This window comes from Streptomyces griseus subsp. griseus, from assembly GCF_003610995.1.
Classification (GTDB): Bacteria; Actinomycetota; Actinomycetes; order Streptomycetales; family Streptomycetaceae; genus Streptomyces.
On the sequence record NZ_CP032543.1, the window covers coordinates 1267615 to 1288750 of the forward strand.

A 21136-nucleotide genomic window follows, 5' to 3' on the forward strand; every position below is an offset into this window, starting at 1 on the left:
GATGCTGAGATCGAACACGGGGCGTACCTTCACACCGGAGAACCACACGCGGACCGGGCCCCTCAGCGCCGGTCCGCCTCCGAGGTAAGCGGTGAACTCGGGACGTTGTCAAGCCTGTCCACACTCTGAGCCGTATGTCTCACGTCAGTTGACGCGCACCCGGATGCCTGTTCCACTGGCCCCATGCATTCGCAGCAGTGGCTGGTCACCCGCTCCCACATCGACTTCGGTCGCGTGTGGTCCTCTTCCTGTTGAGCTGACCCTCTGCTTTCCGGTTTTCCCTGCTCACGCCTGGCCTGAAGGCGTTCGAGCACCGTTCCTCGCGTGACTTCACCTCCACCACACCGCGTCACCCTCCCCTCGCTCCGCCGTACTTTCCCGCGCTCACGCACCAGTGATCCGCGCTCACACAGCGCTGAACCCGTCGCCGCCGCTCCGTGCCCTTCCGGGCCTGGGGCCGGTCGGCATACCCTGACGAACCCGGAGAAGACAGAGCCATGCCCAGATCGCGCCACAGCGCCCTCTTCGCCTTGATCACCGTCGCCGCACTTGCCCTCACCGGCTGCGCGGACCCGGCGGAGCCCGGGGCGAGCACTGCCAAGGGCGGGGCCGGCAAGGGGGACACGCCGACCACGGACGTGGTGTCCTCGGTGAAGAAGGACGAGGCCGCGGCGAAGCTGCTGCCCGAGGAGGTCCGCAAGGCCGGCACCCTGCGGATCGCCGCCGCCACCGGCTCCCCGCCCGGCGCCTTCTACGAGAAGGACGGCACCACGCTCGCCGGGGCGGACATCGACTTCGCGGACGCCGTGGCCAAGGTGCTGGGGATCGAGCTGAAGCGCGAGGTGGCGTCCTTCGAGGCGATCCTGCCGGCGCTCGGCAGCGGGAAGTACGACCTGGGTACGGGAAACTTCGGCGTCACCGACGTGCGCCGCAGGACGGTCGACTTCGTGACGTACATCAACGACGGCCAGGGCTTCGCCGTCCGCGAGGACAGCAAGCTGAAGGAGGTCACCGACCTCACGGACCTGTGCGGCCTGGACATCTCCACCGGCGCGGGCACCACCTTCGAGGTGACGCTCCAGGAGAACCTCCCCCGGTGCGCGGAGAAGGGCAAGAAGCCCTACGAGGTCAAGACGTACGCCGACCCGACGGCCGTCTGGCTCTCCCTCAAGCAGGGCCGCACCGACGTGAACATGTCCACCATCAACGGACTGCGCTACGCCGTGAGCCAGCAGGAGGGGCTGCGCTTCCTCGACGAGTACAAGCGCCTCGACGTGGGCTTCGCCTTCAAGAAGGGCAGCCCGCTGACCCCGGCCTTCCAGGCGGCGGTCAACCAGCTGAAGAAGGACGGCACCTACGACCGGATCCTGGAGAAGTGGGGCACCACCGAGTCCGCGATCGAGACATCGCGGATCTCGCCGCCGGAGCTGAAGGGCCCCGAGCCGAAGTAGCCCGGGGCCGGTGGGTCCCGCGGGGTCAGCAGTCGCACCCGCAGGACTCGCCGCAACAGCAGCACCCGTCGCCGCAGTCGCCGCAGCAGCTGCACGCCTCGCAGCAGTCGCCGCAGCTGTTGCACGGCGCCTCCCGCCGCTCCCGGCTCCACGGGTCCTCGAAGCTCCCGCAGCACATCTGGCAGGTGCAGGCGAGCCCGGCCCACACCAGGCACCCGGCGATCAGCCCGCGCCGCTCGCGCGGCGGCCGGGGCGGGGAGGCCGGACCGCCGGGGGTCGGGCCGTAGGGGTTGCCGGGGGTGGGACCGTACGGATTGCCGGGCGGCGGCCCGAAGGAGCCCTCCGGCAGTTCGAGCCCCGTGTGCGAGCAGGACGACGTGCCGAACGCCCGGTCGACCGAGCGCCGCAGCTCATGGGCGAGGAGGACGTGGACGAGCGTGCCGTCGGTGAACTCCACCTCCCGCAGTGCGAGCCGTACGCCGTGCAGCGCGTCGTCGCAGAGCCGGCGCGCCTCGGCGAGCGGGGTGCCGGTGACCGTCAGCGGGTTCCAGGCACCCGACGCGGCGTCAGCTCCCCGGTCCTCCACGGCGTCCAGCAGATGCGCGAGCCGCCCGAAGAGGCGTCCGGCCTCCGCGAGCGGGGCGGCGTTCCGCGGCTTCCCGGCGAGAACGGCGGTGTGCGCGAAGGCCGCCGCGGTGGCGGTCTCGGTGGGTTCGGTGACCGTCAGCAGGGGCGTACCGGGCCCGGCGAGGGTCTCGATTCCGGTCTGCCGGTCGACCGCGTCCACCAGGAGAGCGGTGTCGAAGCCGAGCGCCGCCCCCGTACGGGCGCCCGCCCGGTCCCAGCCCGCCGCCACCCTGCGCGCGGCCGCCGCGACCGGCCGGCGGGCCAACAGCCCGTCCCGGTCGGCGACGTGGTCGCGCACCTTGGCGGAGGCGAGGACGAGCGAGACGGCGGCGGCGAGCCTGGCCCCCTCCCCCATGGCGACCGGGGCGGTCCGCATGGCGCGCAGCGGGCACGGCCCGGCGGTGCGCCACCCGGCCGGGGTGGTGCCCGTCTGAGCCTCCGTCAGGACCGAGACGATCAGACCGTCGTAATTCGTGACGATCCGGGCGAACTGTCCGTGATCCGCCCTCAGGGCCAGGCAGAGACCGCAGAGATGGGCCATCCACTCGGTCCGCAGACCTTCCGAGAGCCGATGGGTACAGGGCCTCACGATTCCGAACACGACGATCCCCCGCGAGCCGTTCCAGCCGGTGCGCGCCACTCGCGCACCTGAGCGCCGTGCATCGTATCGAGTGACCCGTTCACCCGTACGTCCCCATGTCACCCGTACGGACGGGCGCATCATATTTTCCCAACGGGGCAGGCCTTACGCAGGAGGATCCTTGACGAACCGCCACATCTTCTGCACCAGTACCGTCACGAATCACCTGTGCGGCGACTATCCACTTGGCGCGGTATCCGCATCATGGACGACCATAGGGATACGAAAGAGATGCGGAACACCAAGGAACCGCGGTTGAGAGGAGGCGTCCATGGGATCGGTGCGCAAGGCGAGTGCGTGGCTGGGGCTCGTAGAGGACAACGACGAGCGGTACTACGACGACGAGTACGCCGAGGGTACGGAGACGGGCACGGGCAACCAGGCCTGGGTCACCGACCCGCGGGTGCAGGTGGCGGCCGAGGCGGCCGAGGAGCAGGACCGCCGGATCGCCACGGTGACCCCGGACAGCTTCCGGGACGCGCGGGCCATCGGTGAGCTGTTCCGGGACGGCGTCCCGGTGATCGTCAACCTCACGGCCATGGACCCCGCCGACGCCAAGCGTGTGGTGGACTTCGCCGCCGGGCTGATCTTCGGCCTGCGCGGTTCGATCGACCGGGTGGCCACCCGGGTCTTCCTGCTCTCCCCGGCCGACACCCAGGTGGTCGCCGGTGAGGCCGCCGGCCGCAAGACCGACGGCTTCTTCAACCAGAGCTGAGCGAGGCGCTCGCCGGACAGCTCCGGTCAGCGCCTCCGGTCGGCACGCCCCTGCGGACGTGTCGTGGTCACCGGAAGGCGTCGAGACCGGTGAGCGCCTTGCCCAGCACCAGCTGGTGCATCTCCACGGTGCCCTCGTACGTGAGCACCGACTCCAGGTTCGTCGCGTGCCGCATCACCGGGTACTCCAGGGAGATCCCGTTGGCACCGAGGATCGTGCGTGAGGTACGGCAGATCTCGATGGCCTCCCGCACGTTGTTGAGCTTGCCGAGACTGACCTGCTCGGGACGGAGCCGTCCCGCGTCCATGCGCCTGCCCAGATGGTGGGCGAGCAGGATGCCCTTGTGCAGTTCCACGGCCATGTCCGCCAGCTTCGCCTGGGTGAGCTGGAAGCCGCCGATCGGCCGGCCGAACTGTTCCCGGGTCCTCGCGTAGTCGAGGGCCGACTCGAAGCTGGCCCGCGCCGCGCCCATGGCGCCCCAGACGATCCCGTACCGGGCGTGGCTCAGACAGCTGAGCGGGCCGCGCAGCCCCCGCGCGTCCGGGAGGACCGCGTCGGCGGGGAGCCGCACGCCGTCCATGACCAGTTCGCTGGTGACCGAGGCACGCAGCGACCACTTGTGGTGGATCTCGGGTGCCGAGAAGCCGGGGGTGCCGGTCGGTACGACGAAGCCGCGGATGCCGCGGCCCTCGTCGCCCTCGTCGGTCTGCGCCCAGACGATCGCCACGCCCGCCACCGAGCCGTTGGTGATCCACATCTTGCGGCCGGTGAGCACCCAGTCCTCGCCGTCGCGTTCGGCGTACGTCCGCATCCCGGCCGGGTCGGAGCCGTGGTCGGGCTCGGTCAGCCCGAAGCAGCCGATGATCTCGCCCGACGCCATGCCGGGCAGCCACCGCTGCTTCTGCTCCTCGGAGCCGAAGCGGTGGATCGCGTACATGGCGAGCGAACCCTGTACCGAGACGAGCGAGCGGATCCCGGAGTCGGCGGCCTCCAGCTCCAGGCAGGTCAGCCCGTACTGGACGGCGCTCGCCCCGGCGCAGCCGTACCCGTCGAGGGACATGCCGAGCGCGCCCAGCGCGCCGAGCTCCCGGGCCAGCTCCCGGATGCCGGGCAGCTCGCCCTTCTCGTACCACTCGGCGATGTGCGGCAGGACCCGGTCGGTGGCCCAGGTGCGGACGGTGTCGCGGATCGCCAGGTCGTCGGGGCCGAGCAGATCGTCGATGCCGAGGGGGTCGGTGGCGTCGAACGGCGGGAGCTTCGACGGCTTCGCGGAATCGGTGCTGGACATGAGGGTGCCTCCGGCGGCTCGCACGGTGTCCGGAGGGGCGGGGGTCGGCCGCGGCCCTCCGAAAACTAGCAGTGGTAGTCAGAGCGTCGTGGAGACGTTACGGCTCAGTGTGCCGCTCGTCCAGAGCCGCTCGCCTCGGCCGGTTCGCGCCGCGCGGGGAGCCTCAGGCGCGGGGCCTGGCGCCCGGGCGCGGGGGCCGGGACGGCGACGGGGGCCGGGGGCGCGGTGGGCGTGCGGTCGAGGGCCTTGGGCTCGGCGGCCCGGCGCTCGGAGGTCTCCGGCCCGGAGTCCGGGCGGTCTCCCAGCGGGCAGAGCTCCTTCGGCGGGCAGTCCATCGCCTTCGGCAGCCGCAGGGCGGCGAGCGCGCCGAGCAGCAGCAGGCCCGCGCTGACGAAGAGCGTGACATGCAGCCCGCCGACGAAGGCGTGCCGGGCCGTGGAGCGCAGCAGCTCCCCCATCGGACCGCCGAGCTGCCCGGCCACCTGGTAGGCTTCGCCCAGCGAGTGGGAGGCCTCCACACCCGCGCGGGCGGGTACGCCCTTCTCCCGCAGGGAGGCGAGGCCGGGGGCGTACGCGGCGTTCATGACGCTGCCGAGGAGGGCGATGCCCAGGCCCGCGCCGAGCTGGTAGGAGGTCTCCCCTATCGCCGCGGCCCCGCCCGCCCGCTCGGCGGGGGCGTCGCTGAGCATCGACTCGTACGCCCCGAAGAGCGTCGTCTGGAGCCCGAAGCCGAGCACGACGAAGGCGCAGGTCAGCAGGGCGGGCCGGTCGTGGTGGCCCATCGAGGTGAGCAGCAGCACGGAGGAGGCCGTCAGGACGAAGCCCCAGCCGACCATCCTGCGGGGGCCCACCCGGCGCAGTGTGTACGAGCCGGTGGCGCCGGCGGCCATCGCGGCGAAGGTCAGCGGCAGCAGCCGCAGCCCGGTCTCCAGCGGGCTGAGCCCCAGCACCAGCTGGAGGTACTGGACGGCGATCAGCTGGAGGCCGACCAGGGCCAGCATGGCGAGCACGATGCAGCCGACGGCGGTGGAGAAGGCCGGGCGGGCGAACATGGAGATGTCGATCAGCGGGTGCGTACGGCGCTTCTGGCGGCGTACGAAGAGGACCAGGAGCGCGAGCCCGAGGGCCAGCGGGCCCAGTGAGACCGGGTCCAGGAGGCCCGCGCCGCCGCCCAGGCGCTTGACGCCGAGGACGACTCCGAGCACCCCGGCCGCGGCGGTCAGCGCGCCCAGCACGTCCCACGGGCCGTCCTCGGCACCGCGCGACTCCGGCAGCAGCCAGCGGCCGAGCGGCAGGATGACCGCCATCAGCGGGATGTTGATCAGGAAGACCGAGCCCCACCAGAAGTGTTCGACCAGGAAGCCGCCGACGACCGGTCCGGTGGCGGCGCCGACCGCGGCGACCGCGGTCCACACCCCGATGGCCATGGCCCGCTCGCGCCGGTCGGGGAAGACCTGGCGCAGGATCGACAGGGTGGCGGGCATGATCATCGCGCCGCCGACGCCGAGCAGGGCGCGGGCCGCGATGAGGACGGCGGGGGTGCCGGCGGTCGCGGCGAGCAGCGAGGCGGCGCCGAAGAGCGCGTAACCGATGAGCAGCACCCGCCGTCTGCCGATCCGGTCACCCAGCGTGCCGAAGAGGATGAGCAGCGAAGCGCAGACGAGGGGGTAGGCGTCGACGATCCACAGGAGTCCGGTGGCGCTCGGGCGCAGGTCCTCGGTGACCGAGGGGACCGCGACATGGAGCACGGTCGCGTCGAGGGCGACCACCAGCAGGCTGAGGCAGAGGACGACGAGGACGACCCAGCGGTTGGCGCCCTCGGCAGCTCGGCGCAGCCGGACTCCGGCCGTGGTCGTCCCGGACATCTACGTACCTCCCGATGGGTTCCTCGCGCTCGGCGGACCGGCGGGGACGTGGTCAGTGGTGTCTCCCGGGGCCCGGCATCGACGGGCGAGTGCGCCGTCAGCGTACGCGAGTTCGACCTGGTGACACGTGGCCCACCTCATACGCCGGCCGCCACACAGTGTGGCGTACGCCACTCACACCCCTCCCGTGGGGCCCCGCCGGAGCCGGGTCCGGCGGTGTGCGCCTCCCCGAACGGCCGGATCAATTCCCGCGGATTCCTGTGTACGAAATCGACCGGAAGATCAAACATGTTTCCGAACGGAACCCCGGGGAAATGGGACGCGGGATCACGGAGATTCCCCTCCGAGCCCGGAAAAAGTCACCGCCCTGAGACAAATTCCACATCACATCGTCATCACAAAGCGGCCGGATTGGCCTGCACACACACTCACTCGCTGTAACGTCGATTGGGTGCGTACCGACATCTTTGCCCGCCTGGACCGGGAGCCGGAACCGCCGAAGATAGTGGCACCGCGGATGAGCCGTCACCGCATCGCCCTCTTCGGCGGGACGTTGGCGTTCTATCTCGCCATCGTCTTCGCCGTGCTCGTGACGTCCTGGCTGGTGGCCCTGGACTGGAAGGTCATGCTGTTCCGGCCCTACCAGCAGTGGCCCGAAATGCACGCCTTCCTCGACTACTACGTCGTGCTCGGCCAGCGCGGACCGACGGCGGTGATGGTCGCCTGCTGGCTGGGCTGGCGCTCCTGGCGTCAGCACACGCTGCGGCCGCTGCTGGTCCTCGGCACCTCGCTGCTGCTGCTCAACGTGACGGTGGGCGCGGTCAAGCTGGGCCTCGGGCGGCTCGGCCCGCACTACGCGACGCAGATCGGCTCGGCCGAGATGTTCGCCGGCGGCGATATATTTCCCTCCGGGCACACCGCGAACGCCGTCGTGACCTGGGGAATCCTCGCTTATCTGGCCACCACGCCCCGGGCCCGGCGCTATCTGTCGGCGGTCTCCGCCACGGTCTCGCTGGGCGTCGGCCTCACCACCGTCTACATCGGCACGCACTGGCTCAGCGATGTGGTGCTGGGCTGGGCGGCGGGGCTGCTCATCCTGCTGGCGCTGCCCTGGTTCGAGCCGCTGATCGCCCGGACGGAGAGCTACATCTTCGATGTACGCGAGCGGTGGCGCGCGCGGCGCCGGGCGGGCCGTCCCGTGCGCACCCACGAGATCGTGCCGCAGCCGGTGCTCCGCCCCCAGGCGATCGCCGCCGAGGGGGCGGCCCTCGCGGCCGGTGCGGGCGCTCACGCCGCACATGTGGCGCCCGGGGCCCGGGCGCGGGCGCACGCGGTGCCCACCGCCTGCCCGGAGCGGCCGCCTGTGGCCCCGGCGGGCACCCGCCGCCCGCCCGCACACCCGGACCACGGCCCCGGGGCGCCACGAGCCCGGCGCGTCCGATGACGGGCGGCTAGGAACGCACTCCTGTCCTACGACCAGGCCCGACCACCATGGTGGTCGGGGCCTGGTCGTATCAGGGCACGGGCGAGGGTCAGCCCACCCAGCAGCGGGTCACCGTGGCGTCCTCGACCTGGAAGTTGATGCGTCCGGAGCGGAACTCCATCGTCAGGAACGCGCCCGGCGGGACCGCCCGGACCGTGTCCCAGCCACGGCTTCTCGCCAGCTGCTCGGCGGTGTCGGCGCCGAGGCCGACGTACGTCTCGGGGGCATCGTCCGGCTGTGCGGGAGGGGTCGGTTCAGAGGCCATACCCCTCACCGTAGGCGGCGGCGGACCAGGACGGAAGGCCGGGCCCCGGGGCCGCCCCCCGCACCCTCGTATGCCGTCGCGGTCACGCTTGTGTCACAGCATCCCTACACACATATATCCCGGCTCATTCACTCGAACGGCCCTCCCGGAATGCGGGTGCGAAATCGCAGGGCCGCCCTCGAAGCGGCTCGCGGCGGGGACGGTGCACGACATCCGGAAAAACCCGGGGTGACCTGCTGCTTTTACCACCGGGCAGTCCATCACCCGAATGGCCGGAGCACCTGAATTTCATGCTTCCTTATACCTCTCTTATATTCCCTCACACTTTCTCCCCGTCGAGCGCCCGGTCGAGCCGGTCCCTGGCACGGACCATCACCTCGACGAGTCCGGGCGGCTCCACCACCTCGAAGTCGATCCCCATGAGCAGCACGTGGATCACCAGGACGTCCAGGTCGGGCGCCCCGGCGGTGAGCCGGCAGGTCCGCTCGTCGACGGGCTCCAGCACCCCGGCGGAGGGCGAGATGCGCCGGGCCGCCTCCTCGACCGGGGCCTTGAGCACGACCAGGTACCAGCGGTGCTCGGTGCAGACGAGCCGGTGGGGTTCCACGGTCCGGCGGGAGTCAGAGCCGCCGTGGGAGCGGTAGGAGAAGCGGAGCCGCTCGCTGTCCCGGCAGGCTCCGGCGAGCTCGGCGAGGAGGGCCGGGTCGACGGTGGAGGTGTCCGCCCCGCGCAGCATCGGCACGGTGAAGGCGCCGAGCGCGCTCACCCGGCGCCGCAGCCGGTTCGGCAGCACCTGTTCCAGCTTGGCCGGCGCGCGTACGGAGGTCTCGCCGATGCCCTCGATGCCGTGGCCGGCCGCCGTACGCAGCCCCACGGCGACCGCCACGGCCTCCTCGTCGTCCAGCAGGAGCGGCGGCAGCTCGGCCCCGGCCCCGAGCTGGTAGCCGCCGCCGGTGCCGGGGCTGGCGTTCACCGGGTGCCGAGCTCGCGCAGCCTGTCGACGTCCCGGCGGACGGTGCGCGGGGTGACACCGAGCCGTTCGGCCAGGTCGGCACCGGACCAGTCCCGGTGGGCCTGGAGCAGTGAGAGCAGGCGCAGCAGCCGTGCCGAAGTCTCCGACGTGGGGACGAGCCTGCCAGGGCTTGCGGACAGTCTCTGTCCGCAAGTCGCTCAGCTCTTGGCGGGCCGGGTCGACAGGCGTACGCAGAGGTCGTTCTCGGCGGTGTAGCAGGGGGTGGCCCGGACGCCGTCGGCCGCCGGGCGGCTCGGGTAGACGAAGGACTTGTCCCGGGACCAGACGTCGTCGAGGATGCGCGAGATCCTGACCGCGTCCGCGTCCTCCGACGGGACGAGCCACAGCTGCCAGAGCTGGTCCCCTGCCACGGGGCCGGTGGCCAGCGGGGCGTAAGGGAGGGTGAAGGAGAAGGTGCCGCCCGGCTCGCCGGAGGCGGTGAGCGGGACGCGGTGGACCCGGGCGGGCTTCCCCGGCAGCCGGGCCTCGACCACGGCCCCCTCCCCCGCCTCGACCCCGTACAGCACGCCCTCGGCGCTCATCCCGGACGGGCCGACGCGGACGGCCCCGGCCTCGGCGTGCGGGGCGCGGAACCAGCAGCGCACCGCGAGGCGGCCGTCGAGGGTGGGATAGGGCACCCGGGAGCTGATGGTGGCGGTGCCGGTGGCGGGGGTGCGGTCGACCAGGGCGCGCAGGTCCCGCAGCCCCGGCCGCACGGTCAGGGTGCGGTCGGAGCCGGGCTCCTCGACGTACGCGTCCCAGCGCCCCTCGGGCAGTTCGGTGGAGGGCTCCAGCACCGCCCGCAGCCGGCCGGGGGCGGTGCGGCTCAGCGGGAGCCGGACCGTGGTGCCCGCCGCTCCCCGGCGCCGTAGCAGGAGCACGGCCTCGGGGCCGATGGCGGGGGCCAGGTCGAAGGTGAGCGTTCCGGCCGGATCGGCGGCACAGTCGGCCCGTACGGTGGTGGCGGTCATGCGGTCTTCCCCTTGCGGAGCACGTCGGCGGCCCTGTAGCGGAGGGCGTACGCCCCGTCGAGGACGGTGCCCCGGGTGCGGTACAGCGCGGTGCGCAGGGGGCTGTGGCCCCGGCCCCCGGCGGCGCGGGCGACGAGTCCGGCGTACAGGCTCTCGTGGCGCTCCGCGATCCGCGCCGGGTCGAAGCGCTCCGAGGCGGAGAGCGCGGCGCGGCCCATCCGGTGGCGCAGCCCGTCGTCCTCGATCAGCTGGAGCAGCGCGGCGGCGACGGCGTCGGGGTCACCGACGGGGACGAGGCGGCCGTCGGTGCCGTCCTCGATGATCTCGGCCGGTCCGTGCGGGCAGTCGGTGGCCACGACGGGGAGTCCGCCGCGCATCGCCTCGACGATGGTCATGCCGAAGGACTCGCGGTCCGAAGTGACGGCGGCGATCGACCCCTTGGGCCACTCGGCCTCCAGCGGGTTGACCGAGCCCATCAGGAACACATGGTTGTGCAGGTCCAGTTGGTCGATGAGCGCCCGCAGCGACGCCTCCTCGTTGCCGGAGGCGTCCCCGCCGCCGTAGATCCGCAGCCGCCAGTCGGGGCGCACCGCGCAGACCTGGGCGAAGGCCCGCAGCAGCAGGTCGTAGCGCTTGACCCGGTGCAGCCGGCCCGCCGCGACGACCCACTTCAGGTCGCCGCCGGCGGGCGGACAGACGGGCTCGGGAACGGCGTTGGGGATGGCTTCGATCCGCACGCCCGGCAGCCTCATCCGGCTGCGGTAGTCCTCGGCGTCGGCGCGGGTGACGGTAGTGAGGGCGTCGAGGAGGGTGTAGCGGTGGGCGATCTCGCGCCGGAGCCGGTAGCCGTGGTTGTCGAGGGTGAGGTGCTCCTGTCCGACGCGCACCGGGCCCCGGCGGGTCTGCCGGCTGATGTGGACGTTCAGGCCGGGGCGGGTGCCGACGACGACATCCGCTTCGAGCCCCTGGAGATGGGCGGCGATCCGGGCGTCGGTGAGGCGGCTGTACTGCTTGTGCCGGCTGTCGCCGCGCGGGAACACCGTCGCGGGGCGGGCGTGTTCGGCGGCGTCACCCTCGTACGTGGCGCTCTTCTTCCGCAGGTCGACGAGGTGGCTCATCGTCACGCCCTCGGGTGCGCCGAGCACGGGGGTGTCGCGGTGCCGGAAGACGGACACGATCTCGACATCGTGGTGTTCGGCGAGCGTACGGGCGAGTGTGAAGGTCGTACGGATCGTTCCCCCGATGCCGTACGCATTGTGCAGAAGAAATGAAATGTGCATGGCTCCGCTGTTTCCCCCTGGTCCGGCCGGTCTCTTCCGACTGTACGTCCCGGCGATTCACCCCCGGGATGCCTCCGGAATCCAGGTGGATTCCGGCTGGATTCCGCTGTGGAATCCGTCGCGATATCCGGTGGCCCGGCCGCCTCCCCGGAACCATGGCTGACCAGCGGGTTCCTGGAATCACTGCATCCGTTTCACCGCCGGCGCCCGCTGGTTCGGACATGTTTCGGGAGCGGCCGGTCCACTCCCCGGACGCCTGCCCGCCACCCGCTTCGGCGACGCTTTCCTCGGTGCTTGACGTGAAGGAAAGCCGGGAGGTTGCCTGCGCCCGGGCAAAAACTTCCCGGGAATACACCCCGCCCGCTCCGCACCGCCTCCCGGGACACGGAAGTCGACTCCTCGATATGGCGATGTGTCGACCTGGTCTGTACTTCCGTCCCCGCCGGTGCGTGACCCCGGCCACGGATGCCGCGTTGTCTCTTCATGAGCCGGGAACCCCCCGGCCCACGCACCGAGTTCGAGGAGCCACCCGTGCCGCGCATGCTCGACGTCAGCCAGGACGTACGCGCCGAGATCGGCGACGACGAAGCCGACCGGCTGCTCGTCGGCGACGACACCCCCGGCAGTTACGACTGCACCTCCTGCCGCACCCCCGGCGACTCCGACCAGGAACGCACCAGCACGGTGCTGTTCATCGGGGACGAGACCGCCGTGCTCGCGTTCGCCCACGCGACGTGCATCCCCTCGCAGGTCGTCAAGGTCGCGGAGGACCAGCTCCAGGGCGCGGTGCGCAGCATCACCGGCAGCGAGCAGAAGAATACGGAGGGGCGCATGCCCGAACAGGCCGTCCTCGGCATCACCAGCGGTCTCGTTCTCATCGAGGACGATGTCCGCCCGGCCCTGGTCGTCGAACCGACCGGACCGGTCGCCCGGCCCGGCACCGACGGCAGCGGGGGCGACGCGTTCCTCCAGCTGCTGCTGGAGCAGGGCTTCCACCCGGCCCCCGACCTGACCGCACTCCCGGCGCCGCTGCCCGGCTGGTCGGTGCTGCTCGCCGTGGGCCAGCTGCACGCCGTGCTGCAGCCGGGCTCCGGCGGCGGGAACCCGGTCGCCTGGTGGCAGGCCCACCAGCCGCTCCAGGTGACCGACGGCTGGCGGGCGGCGGTCAACAAGTCGCAGACGGTCCTCGTCTTCGCCGCCCCGGCCGGGACGATCGGCCAGCAGCCGCGCGAGGACCTGCTCCGGGACGCCCTGGAGAAGGCCGCGGTCAACGGGGTCCTGGTCGCCGCGTCCATGCCGCTGGCCGGGACCTGATCATGTCCGTCCCGTCCGGGCACCCCCGCCGAACAGCCTTTTCTCCGGCGGGGCCGCATCCGACGGGCGACGAGGTCGTTGGCACCTACGTGCACTCATACGACCCCTCCCGCCAGCACCAGAGCCAGATTCCTGCCATGCGTCCCTCGCAGGAGCCATCGGTGGGCACGTCCGCCACCCCGATCTACGACGCGCTGTACTCCGAGTACCGGCGCTCGTTCCGGGCGCTGCCGGGCGACCGGAGCGGTGAGGAGAACCTCCGCTTCCCGGCCTTCGGCGCCGGGCTCTTCGCCTCCCGGGCGCCGCTCAGCGGCCACCCCTCCCCGGCCGCCCCGAGCCGGCACACCGGGACCGGCGGCGTCCAGAGCCAGCACACCACCGGGACCCTCGGGTCCTGGCAGCGGGTGGGCCGGCACGCCGGACGCCCCCGGCCGGCGGCGCTTCCGCCGGGCTCCCGGGAGTCCTGAGAGCAGATAGACGACAGAGCCCCGGCACACGTCCCGCAGAGGGGGTGCCGGGGCTCTCTCGTACCCGTCGGTGCTACTTGTTGCGACCGCGCTTCTCGCGGACGCGGACCGAGATGTGGATCGGGGTGCCCTCGAAGCCGAACTCCTCGCGCAGGCGGCGCTCCACGAAGCGGCGGTAGCCGTGCTCCAGGAAGCCGGAGGCGAAGAGGACGAACCGCGGCGGCTTGGTGCCCGCCTGGGTGCCGAACAGGATGCGCGGCTGCTTGCCGCCGCGGATCGGGTGCGGGTGGGAGGCGACGATCTCGCCGAGGAAGGCGTTGAGCCGGCCGGTGGGGACGCGGGTCTCCCAGCCCTCGATCGCGGTCTCGATGGCCGGGACGAGCTTCTCCATGTGCCGGCCGGTGAGCGCCGAGACATTGACGCGGGGGGCCCAGGCGATCTGCGCGAGCTCCGTCTCGATCTCGCGCTCCAGGTAGTAGCGGCGCTCCTCGTCGAGGGTGTCCCACTTGTTGAAGGCGACGACGATGGCGCGCCCGGCTTCCACGGCCATGGTGATGATCCGCTGGTCCTGGACGCTGATGGACTCGCTGGAGTCGATCAGGATGACGGCGACCTCGGCCTTCTCCACGGCGGCCGCCGTACGGAGCGAGGCGTAGTAGTCCGCGCCCTCCTGGAGGTGGACGCGGCGGCGGATACCGGCCGTGTCGATGAACTTCCAGGTGATGCCGCCGAGCTTGATCAGCTCGTCGACCGGGTCGCGGGTGGTGCCCGCCTGCTCGTTGACGACGACCCGGTCCTCGCCCGCGACCTTGTTCAGCAGGGAGGACTTGCCCACGTTCGGGCGGCCGATCAGCGCGATGCGGCGGGGGCCGCCGAGCGTGGTGCCGAACTTCTGCTCCGGGGCGTCCGGCAGGGCTTCGAGGACCGCGTCCAGCATGTCGCCGGTGCCGCGGCCGTGCAGCGAGGAGACCGGGTAGGGCTCACCGAGGCCGAGCGACCACAGGGCGGTGGCGTCCGCCTCGCCGCTCTGGCCGTCGACCTTGTTGGCGCAGAGCACGACGGGCTTGCCCGCCCGGCGCAGCAGCTTGACGACGGCCTCGTCGGTGTCGGTGGCGCCGACGGTGGAGTCGACCACGAAGACGACGGCGTCGGCCGTCTCGATGGCGTACTCCGCCTGGGCGGCGACGGAGGCGTCCAGCCCCAGCACGTCCTGCTCCCAGCCGCCGGTGTCGACGACCTTGAAGCGGCGGCCCGCCCACTCCGCCTCATAGCTGACGCGGTCGCGGGTGACGCCGGGCTTGTCCTGCACGACGGCCTCACGGCGGCCGATGATCCGGTTCACCAGGGTCGACTTGCCGACATTGGGGCGGCCGACGACCGCGAGCACGGGGAGCGGGCCGTGACCGGCCTCGCCGAGGGCGCCCTCGACCTCTTCGGGGTCGAAGCCCTCCTGCGCGGCGAGCTCCATGAACTCCGCGTACTCGGCATCGCCAAGTTCTCCGTGCTCGTGGTCCGAGCCGCCGGAGTGAATCTGGTCGTTCATGAAGTCCGTTCCTCTTTGCATCATCATCGATGGACCACGATCACCGCGGTCCACTACTCAAGTCAGGTCAAGTCTCGCCTATCGCCCGGTGAGGCGCTTGGCGCTTTCCAGGTGGGCGGTGAGCTTCGCCTGGATCCGCAGCGTCGCCTCGTCCAGCGCCTTGCGGGTACGCCGCCCGTCACCGGCGCTCGCGTCGAACGCGTCACCGAAGACGACGTCGACCCGGCTGCGCAGCGGGGGCAGCCCTCGTATCAACCGTCCGCGCCGCTCGGTGCTTCCCAGGACGGCGACGGGGACGATGGGCGCCCCGCCCCGTACCGCGAAGTAGGCGAGTCCGGCCCGCAGCGAGGCGAAGTCGCCCTCGCCCCGGGTGCCCTCGGGGAAGATCCCGAGCGCCCCGCCGTCCGCCAGCACGCCGAGCGCGTGGCTGATGGCGGTGCGGTCGACGGTCGTACGGTCCACCTCGATCTGGCCGATCCCGTGCAGGAACGGGTCGAGGGGGCCGACGAACGCCTCCTTCTTGATCAGGAAGTGCACCGGCCGGGGTGCGGTCCCCATCAGCATCGGTCCGTCGATGTTGTGGGAGTGGTTCACCGCGAGTATGACGGGTCCGGCGGCGGGCACGCGCCACGCGCCGAGCACGCGCGGCTTCCACAGCCCGTACATCAGACCGATGCCGATCCTCCGCCCGACCGCCGCTCCGCGCAGGGTGGGCGCCCCCGTGGCGTCGCTCACGCGGCGGTCCGCTTCTCCTCGACGAGGGTGACGACGCACTCGATGACCTGCTGGAGGGTCAGCTCGGTGGTGTCCACCTCGACGGCGTCGTCCGCCTTGGCGAGGGGGGAGGTCTTACGGCCGGAGTCGGCGGCGTCCCGCTTGATCAGGGCCTCACGGGTGGCGGCCAGGTCGGAGCCCTTGACCTCTCCGCTGCGGCGGGCGGCGCGGGCCTCCGGGGAGGCGGTGAGGAAGATCTTCAGGTCGGCGTCGGGCAGCACGGTGGTGCCGATGTCCCGGCCCTCGACGACGATGCCGCCCTCGGCACCGGCGGCGATGGAGCGCTGGAGCTCGGTGATGATCGTGCGCACCTCGGGGACGGCGCTGACGGCGCTGACCTTGGAGGTGACTTCCTGGGTGCGGATCGGACCGGAGGCGTCCTCGCCGTCGACGGTGATCGTCGGGCCGGTCGGGTCGGTGCCGGAGACGATCACGGGCTTGGCGGCGGCGGTGGCGATCTCGGCGGGGCTGGTCACATCGATGCCGTTGTTCAGCATCCACCAGGTGATGGCCCGGTACTGCGCGCCCGTGTCCAGGTAGCTCAGGCCGAGCTTGGCGGCGACGGCCTTGGAAGTGCTCGACTTGCCGGTGCCGGAGGGCCCGTCGATGGCGACGATCACTGCGGAGCTTGCGGTTTCCACGGCGGTGGACACCTTCCTGGTACACGGGGTGGGGGCGGACGGGCCTGAAGACGGCCTCGTACCAGGTTACCGAGTGCCGGGCGCGCCCTTGTACCCCGTACGGCGGAGGCGGCCGCGGCACGACGGCCGCCTCTCCCCCACCGGCCTCAGCTGCGGACCGACCAGCCGCGCTCGGTCAGGGCCGCCGCGAGCACGGGCACCGCGCTCGGCTCCACCATGATCTGCACCAGACCGGCCTGCTGCCCGGTGGCGTGCTCGATGCGTACGTCCTCGATGTTGACCCCGGCCCGTCCGGCGTCGGCGAAGATCGCGGCGAGCTCGCCCGGCTTGTCGCCGATGAGGACGGCCACGGTCTCGTACGCGGCGGGGGCGGCGCCGTGTTTGCCGGGGACCCGGACGCGGCCCGCGTTGCCCCGGCGCAGGACGTCCTCGATGGCGTCGGTGCCCGCGCGCCGCCTCTCCTCGTCGGCGGAGTGCAGCCCGCGCAGCGCGGTCACCGTCTCCTCCAGATCGGCGGCGACCCCGGCGAGCACATCGGCGACCGGGCCGGGGTTGGCGGAGAGGATCTCCACCCACATCCGGGGGTCGGACGCGGCGATGCGGGTCACGTCGCGGATGCCCTGGCCGCAGAGGCGTACGGCACTCTCGTCGGCCTCCTCCAGCCGAGCGGCGACCATGGAGGAGATCAGCTGCGGGGTGTGGGAGACGAGGGCGACGGCCCGGTCGTGGGCGTCGGCGTCCATGACCACGGGGACGGCCCGGCAGAGCGCGACCAGCTCCAGCGCGAGGTTGAGGACCTCGGTGTCGGTGTCCCGGGTCGGGGTGAGGACCCAGGGGCGCCCCTCGAAGAGGTCGGCGGTGGCGGCGAGCGGCCCGGAGCGCTCCTTGCCCGCCATCGGGTGGGTCCCGATGTACGGGGTGAGGTCGAGGCCCATCGCCTCCAGCTCGCGGCGGGGGCCGCCCTTGACGCTGGCGACGTCCAGGTAGCCCCGGGCCACCCCGTCGCGCATGGCGCGGGCCAGGACGGTGGCGGTGTGGGCGGGCGGTACGGCGATGACCGCGAGGTCGACCGGCCCGCGGGCGGCTCGTCCGTACCGGCGCCGAGCGCGGCCGCGGTGCGGGCCGACTCGGGGTCGTGGTCGACGAGGTGGACGTGGACGGAGCGGCCGGAGAGCGCGAGGGCTGCGGAGGTGCCGACGAGCCCGGTTCCGATGACGAGGGCGGTTCTCACTGGGCGATGTCCTTGCGCAGGGCGGCGGTGGCGCCGAGGTAGACGTGGCTGATCTCGGCGCGCGAGAGGTAGGTCTCGACATGGGCGAGGAGGCGGACGACGCGGGGCATGGCGCCCTCGATGTCCAGCTCCTGGGCGCAGATCAGGGGTACGTCGACGATGCCGAGGCCGCGCGCGGCGGCGGCCGGGAAGTCGCTGTGCAGGTCCGGGGTGGCGGTGAACCAGATGCTGATCAGGTCGTCGGCGACCAGCTCGTTGCGTTCCAGGACGGCCGTGAGCAGTTCACCGACCCGCTCGTCCATGTGTCCGGCCTCGTCCCGCTCCAGCTGGACGGCGCCTCGGACCGCTCGTACCGCCACGTCGTACTCCTTGTTCGTTCACGTCAGCGCTGCTCCCGATCACCCTAGAGGGGAGGTGCCGGGCCCGGTTACCGCGCTCTCTGGGTGAGACGGGCGGTGGCGTGGACCGCGAGGAGCATGCGCCAGATCCGCCCGGCGAGCTGGTCGGGCTCCGCGGTGACCCGCCCGTGCACCCAGTCGGCCAGCACCCCGGTGAAGATCCCGGCGACGGCGCTCGCGGTGAGGTCGTGGCCGGTCTCCGCCGGGCGGCGGGCGGTCAGCTCGTCGAGGCTGCGCTGCCGCAGCTCCCGGTGGAGCAGCTCGCCGAGGGGCCCGCCGCCGCCTTCGCGGAGCAGGCTGCGGTGGACGGGCGCCCGGCTGCGGACGGACGCGAGGAGGGCGGCGAGCGGGGCCGGGGGTGCGTCGGGGCCCGGCGGTGCGCCGTCCCAGGCGTGCAGGGCGTCGACCGCCTCGGTGACGACCTCGGCGCAGGCGTCCACCGCGAGGGCCTGCAGGTCGTCGTAGTGGAGGTAGAAGGTGGCACGCCCGACCCCGGCCCCCCGGACCACCTGCGCGACGCTGACCTGTTCGAGTGGCCGGTGCTCGCAGGCGGCGAGCAGGGCCGCACGGAGTCTGGCGCGGGTCCGTGCGGTGCGGGGGTCGGCGCTGCCGTCGGTGACCGCGGGGGTCATGGGCGCTCAGCCGGCGAGCAGGACGGCGCCGAGGGCGAGCGCGGACGGCACGGCCTGGACGTAGAGGATCTTCCGGCTCACGGTGGCGGCTCCGTAGACCCCGGCGACGATCAGGCAGCTCAGGAAGAAGACCTGCGCCTGGAAGGCGACGGGGTCGGCGGCGATGAGCCCCCAGACCAGACCGGCGGCCATGAATCCGTTGTAGAGGCCCTGGTTGGCGGCGAGGGTGGCGCTCTCCCGGGAGAAGGCGGGAGTCGTACCGAAGGCCTTGCGGCCCCGGTCGGTGTCCCAGAGGAACATCTCCAGGACCAGGAAGTAGGCGTGGATCAGCGCGACGAGCGCGACCAGGATCTGAGCTGCGATGTGCATGAGGGTCGGCCTCCCAGGGGCGATTTCCTGGACGACTGTACAGGAAGTGTCCCCGGTCCGCCCGGTTGCTTCACCTGCGCGCTCCCCGGCACCACGATGGCGGGCACGGATCACCCCACGACAACTGGAGAGCCCATGAACGCGAACGCACGGCGAAGGACTGTTCTGACGGCGGGCGCGGCGGGCGCCGCCGCCCTGGTGACCGGCTGCGGGTCGTCCGGCGGCGAGAGCGGCGGAGGGGACGCGAGCGGTACGCCGACGGGTACGGCGTCGGGTACGGCGTCGGAGGCGGCGACGCCGGGGGCCTCCCCCGGCGGCGGGCAGCAACTCGCCGCGACGGGCGACATCCCGGTCGGCGGCGGCACCGTCTTCAAGGAGCAGAAGGTGGTGGTGACGCAGCCGGAGGAGGGCGAGTTCAAGGCGTTCTCCGCCATCTGCACGCACGCCCAGTGCCTCGTCTCGACGGTCAGCGACGGCACCATCAACTGCCCGTGCCACGGCTCCAAGTTCTCCCTCACGGACGCGGCGGTCGAGGCCGGCCCGGCGACCCGCCCGCTGCCGGCCGAGCAGATCACCGTCTCGGGCGGGGAGATCCGGCTGGGCTGAGGGCCGGGGCGGGCCTCCCGCGCGGGCGGCGGAAATGCGCGGGCGGGACCGCCCGCCGCCCCCGTAACCTCTCGGCCATGATCACTCCGGCCGACGAGGCCCTCGTACGCGACCACACGGTCTACGCGTGTGTCATGGGCTCCCGCGCCTTCGGTCTGGCGACGGAGGACAGCGACACCGACCGACGGGGGGTGTTCGTCGCCCCCACCCCGCTGTTCTGGCACCTGGACAAGCCCCCGACGCACATCGAGGGCCCGGCCCCCGAGCAGTTCTCCTGGGAGCTGGAGCGCTTCTGCGAGCTGGCGCTGCGGGCCAACCCGAACGTGCTGGAGTGCCTGCACTCCCCGCTGGTGGAGTACGCCGACGACACCGGCCGCGAACTGATCGCCCTGCGTGGCGCGTTCCTCTCCCGCCTGGCCCACGCCACGTTCGTCCGCTACGCGCTGGGCCAGCGGAAGAAGCTGGAGGCCGACGTACGGCAGTACGGAGCACCGCGTTGGAAGCACGCGATGCACCTGCTGCGGCTGCTGACGAGCGGCCGGGACCTGCTGCGCACCGGCGAGCTGCACATCGACGCCGGCGCGGCGCGCGGTGAGCTGTTGGCGGTGAAGCGCGGCGAGGTGCCCTGGCCGGAGGTGGAGCGCCGGATGAACCGCCTGGCCGAGGAGAACGACGAGGCGGCGGCGGTCTCACCGCTGCCGTCCGGGCCGGACCGGGCGGCGGTGGAGGACTTTCTCGTACGGGTCCGGCGGGCGTCGGTCTGAAGGGACGGGTGTCCGGTCGTCAGGGCGCCAGCCTCGCGCGTACGACGAGGTCGTGCAGATCCTGTAGCGCCGTCGCGGTCTCCGGCAGCCGGGAGCGGTCCTGCGCCTCGTCCAGGACGCGGTGCAGCCCCTCGATGTCCCGGGCCACCGCTTCCCCGTCCACCTCCGTCGCCGTCATGTGCTCGGCCTCCGCCTTCGCCGCGATCAGGCCCGGGAGGTACGCGGGGGCGTCGACCTCCCCCAGCAGCGTCGGCAGATGGGCCTGGATGCCCCCGCTCCGCATCAGGTGGACGCCGGTGAGCAGCGCCCGGAAGGTGTAGAGGAGGGGCTTCAGCTCACCGGTCTTCGCGTACAGCCTCCACTGCGTACCGGCGAACCCCCGGTAGTGGTGGGCGTGGTTGCGGGTCAGTACGCCGGGGACGAGGGCCGCCAGTTCGGTGTGGAGGCCGCTCGTGTGCACCACCAGTGGCGAGAGCAGCTGCTCCAGGACATAGCCGTTCGGCCGGAGCATCAGGCGGACGAACTTCCGCAGATCGTGGGTGACGAGGTCCATCTCGACCCCGTCCCGCTCCCACATCCGGCTCCGGGTCTCCTCCGGCTGGTGCAGCCCCACCAGGTCCTCGGCGGGCAGGACGTGGATCCCCCGCAGGTCCACGTCCGAGTCCCGGGAGGGGAAGCCGTAGAGGTGGGCGCCGGAGACCGTGGCGAAGACCAGCGGGCCGGGGGCGTGGGCGAGGTCAGGGCGCAGATCGGCGACGGGCAGACCGGCGCTCGCCAGGGTGAGGAGTGAGGTACTCATG

The 21136-nt window shown here is 72.3% G+C and carries 19 protein-coding genes and 3 pseudogenes; 7 read left to right on the top strand and 15 right to left on the bottom strand.

The window, feature by feature from the left end:
* Positions 1 to 497: 497 nt before the first annotated feature.
* Positions 498 to 1451, top strand: a complete 954-nt coding sequence (locus tag D6270_RS05855; protein WP_109166412.1) for an ABC transporter substrate-binding protein — start codon at positions 498 to 500, stop codon at positions 1449 to 1451.
* 25 nt (positions 1452 to 1476) lie between these two features.
* Here D6270_RS05855 and D6270_RS05860 read toward each other — a convergent pair whose 3' ends face one another.
* The gene (locus D6270_RS05860; RefSeq protein WP_109167572.1) at positions 1477 to 2679 is read right to left on the bottom strand and encodes a DUF5685 family protein; all 1203 of its coding nucleotides are present in this window, start codon (positions 2677 to 2679) and stop codon (positions 1477 to 1479) included.
* A 310-nt stretch (positions 2680 to 2989) separates the two neighbouring features.
* Here D6270_RS05860 and D6270_RS05865 point away from each other — a divergent pair, with 310 nt between their 5' ends.
* Complete coding sequence (locus tag D6270_RS05865) at positions 2990 to 3433, top strand: cell division protein SepF (RefSeq protein ID WP_109166411.1); 444 nt, start codon at positions 2990 to 2992, stop codon at positions 3431 to 3433.
* Between the two features lie 67 nt (positions 3434 to 3500).
* Here D6270_RS05865 and D6270_RS05870 read toward each other — a convergent pair whose 3' ends face one another.
* Both D6270_RS05870 and D6270_RS05875 read right to left on the bottom strand, forming a co-directional pair.
* Positions 3501 to 4721 carry an acyl-CoA dehydrogenase family protein gene (locus tag D6270_RS05870; RefSeq protein WP_109166410.1) on the bottom strand — a complete coding sequence of 407 codons (1221 nt, stop codon included), beginning with the start codon at positions 4719 to 4721 and terminating at the stop codon, positions 3501 to 3503.
* A gap of 104 nt (positions 4722 to 4825) precedes the next feature.
* Positions 4826 to 6586: an MFS transporter gene (locus D6270_RS05875; RefSeq protein ID WP_109166409.1), complete on the bottom strand. Its 1761-nt coding sequence runs from the start codon at positions 6584 to 6586 to the stop codon at positions 4826 to 4828.
* Positions 6587 to 7037: 451 nt separating this feature from the next.
* Here D6270_RS05875 and D6270_RS05880 point away from each other — a divergent pair.
* Positions 7038 to 8041: pseudogene (locus D6270_RS05880) on the top strand (phosphatase PAP2 family protein).
* A gap of 77 nt (positions 8042 to 8118) precedes the next feature.
* Here D6270_RS05880 and D6270_RS05885 read toward each other — a convergent pair.
* From D6270_RS05885 to D6270_RS05900, 4 genes and pseudogenes are all read right to left on the bottom strand, one after another.
* Entirely contained in the window at positions 8119 to 8334 is a 216-nt protein-coding gene (locus D6270_RS05885) for an I78 family peptidase inhibitor (protein ID WP_109166407.1), read from the bottom strand.
* Positions 8335 to 8653: 319 nt separating this feature from the next.
* Positions 8654 to 9486 (bottom strand): annotated as a pseudogene (locus tag D6270_RS05890) (helix-turn-helix transcriptional regulator).
* An 18-nt stretch (positions 9487 to 9504) separates the two neighbouring features.
* Entirely contained in the window at positions 9505 to 10317 is an 813-nt protein-coding gene (locus D6270_RS05895; protein ID WP_109166406.1) for a transferase, read from the bottom strand.
* Positions 10314 to 11597, bottom strand: a complete 1284-nt coding sequence (locus D6270_RS05900; protein WP_109166405.1) for a glycosyltransferase family 4 protein — start codon at positions 11595 to 11597, stop codon at positions 10314 to 10316. Before D6270_RS05900 ends, D6270_RS05895 begins: the two co-directional genes overlap by 4 nt.
* A gap of 531 nt (positions 11598 to 12128) precedes the next feature.
* Here D6270_RS05900 and D6270_RS05905 point away from each other — a divergent pair.
* Positions 12129 to 12911 carry a DUF8842 C-terminal domain-containing protein gene (locus D6270_RS05905; RefSeq protein WP_109166404.1) on the top strand — a complete coding sequence of 261 codons (783 nt, stop codon included), beginning with the start codon at positions 12129 to 12131 and terminating at the stop codon, positions 12909 to 12911.
* A gap of 137 nt (positions 12912 to 13048) precedes the next feature.
* Complete coding sequence (locus D6270_RS05910) at positions 13049 to 13378, top strand: hypothetical protein (protein ID WP_109166403.1); 330 nt, start codon at positions 13049 to 13051, stop codon at positions 13376 to 13378.
* A gap of 73 nt (positions 13379 to 13451) precedes the next feature.
* Here the strand turns inward: D6270_RS05910 and der are convergent, their stop codons facing one another.
* The 7 genes and pseudogenes from der to D6270_RS05945 form a co-directional block, all read right to left on the bottom strand.
* Positions 13452 to 14921, bottom strand: coding sequence for a ribosome biogenesis GTPase Der (gene der, locus D6270_RS05915; RefSeq protein WP_109166402.1), 1470 nt, complete (start codon positions 14919 to 14921; stop codon positions 13452 to 13454).
* Positions 14922 to 14999: 78 nt separating this feature from the next.
* Complete coding sequence (locus D6270_RS05920) at positions 15000 to 15656, bottom strand: lysophospholipid acyltransferase family protein (protein WP_093685832.1); 657 nt, start codon at positions 15654 to 15656, stop codon at positions 15000 to 15002.
* On the bottom strand, positions 15653 to 16348 hold the full coding sequence (gene cmk / locus D6270_RS05925; RefSeq protein WP_109166401.1) for a (d)CMP kinase: 696 nt from the start codon (positions 16346 to 16348) through the stop codon (positions 15653 to 15655). Before cmk ends, D6270_RS05920 begins: the two co-directional genes overlap by 4 nt.
* A gap of 134 nt (positions 16349 to 16482) precedes the next feature.
* Positions 16483 to 17567 (bottom strand): annotated as a pseudogene (locus D6270_RS05930) (prephenate dehydrogenase).
* Positions 17564 to 17926 carry a chorismate mutase gene (gene aroH / locus D6270_RS05935; protein ID WP_018515490.1) on the bottom strand — a complete coding sequence of 121 codons (363 nt, stop codon included), beginning with the start codon at positions 17924 to 17926 and terminating at the stop codon, positions 17564 to 17566. The pseudogene D6270_RS05930 and the gene aroH overlap by 4 nt, the downstream one beginning before the upstream one ends.
* A 68-nt stretch (positions 17927 to 17994) precedes the next feature.
* Complete coding sequence (locus tag D6270_RS05940; protein WP_109166399.1) at positions 17995 to 18597, bottom strand: TetR family transcriptional regulator; 603 nt, start codon at positions 18595 to 18597, stop codon at positions 17995 to 17997.
* A 6-nt stretch (positions 18598 to 18603) separates the two neighbouring features.
* Positions 18604 to 18966: a DUF1304 domain-containing protein gene (locus D6270_RS05945; protein WP_109166398.1), complete on the bottom strand. Its 363-nt coding sequence runs from the start codon at positions 18964 to 18966 to the stop codon at positions 18604 to 18606.
* Positions 18967 to 19101: 135 nt separating this feature from the next.
* Between D6270_RS05945 and D6270_RS05950 the strand changes: the two genes are divergently transcribed.
* Positions 19102 to 19572: a Rieske (2Fe-2S) protein gene (locus D6270_RS05950; protein WP_109166397.1), complete on the top strand. Its 471-nt coding sequence runs from the start codon at positions 19102 to 19104 to the stop codon at positions 19570 to 19572.
* A gap of 77 nt (positions 19573 to 19649) precedes the next feature.
* Positions 19650 to 20336 (top strand): nucleotidyltransferase domain-containing protein, encoded by a 687-nt coding sequence (locus D6270_RS05955; RefSeq protein WP_109166396.1) that lies wholly within the window; start codon positions 19650 to 19652, stop codon positions 20334 to 20336.
* A gap of 19 nt (positions 20337 to 20355) precedes the next feature.
* Here the strand turns inward: D6270_RS05955 and D6270_RS05960 are convergent, their stop codons facing one another.
* Positions 20356 to 21135, bottom strand: coding sequence for a nucleotidyltransferase domain-containing protein (locus tag D6270_RS05960; RefSeq protein WP_109166395.1), 780 nt, complete (start codon positions 21133 to 21135; stop codon positions 20356 to 20358).
* Between the last annotated feature and the right edge of the window lies 1 nt (position 21136).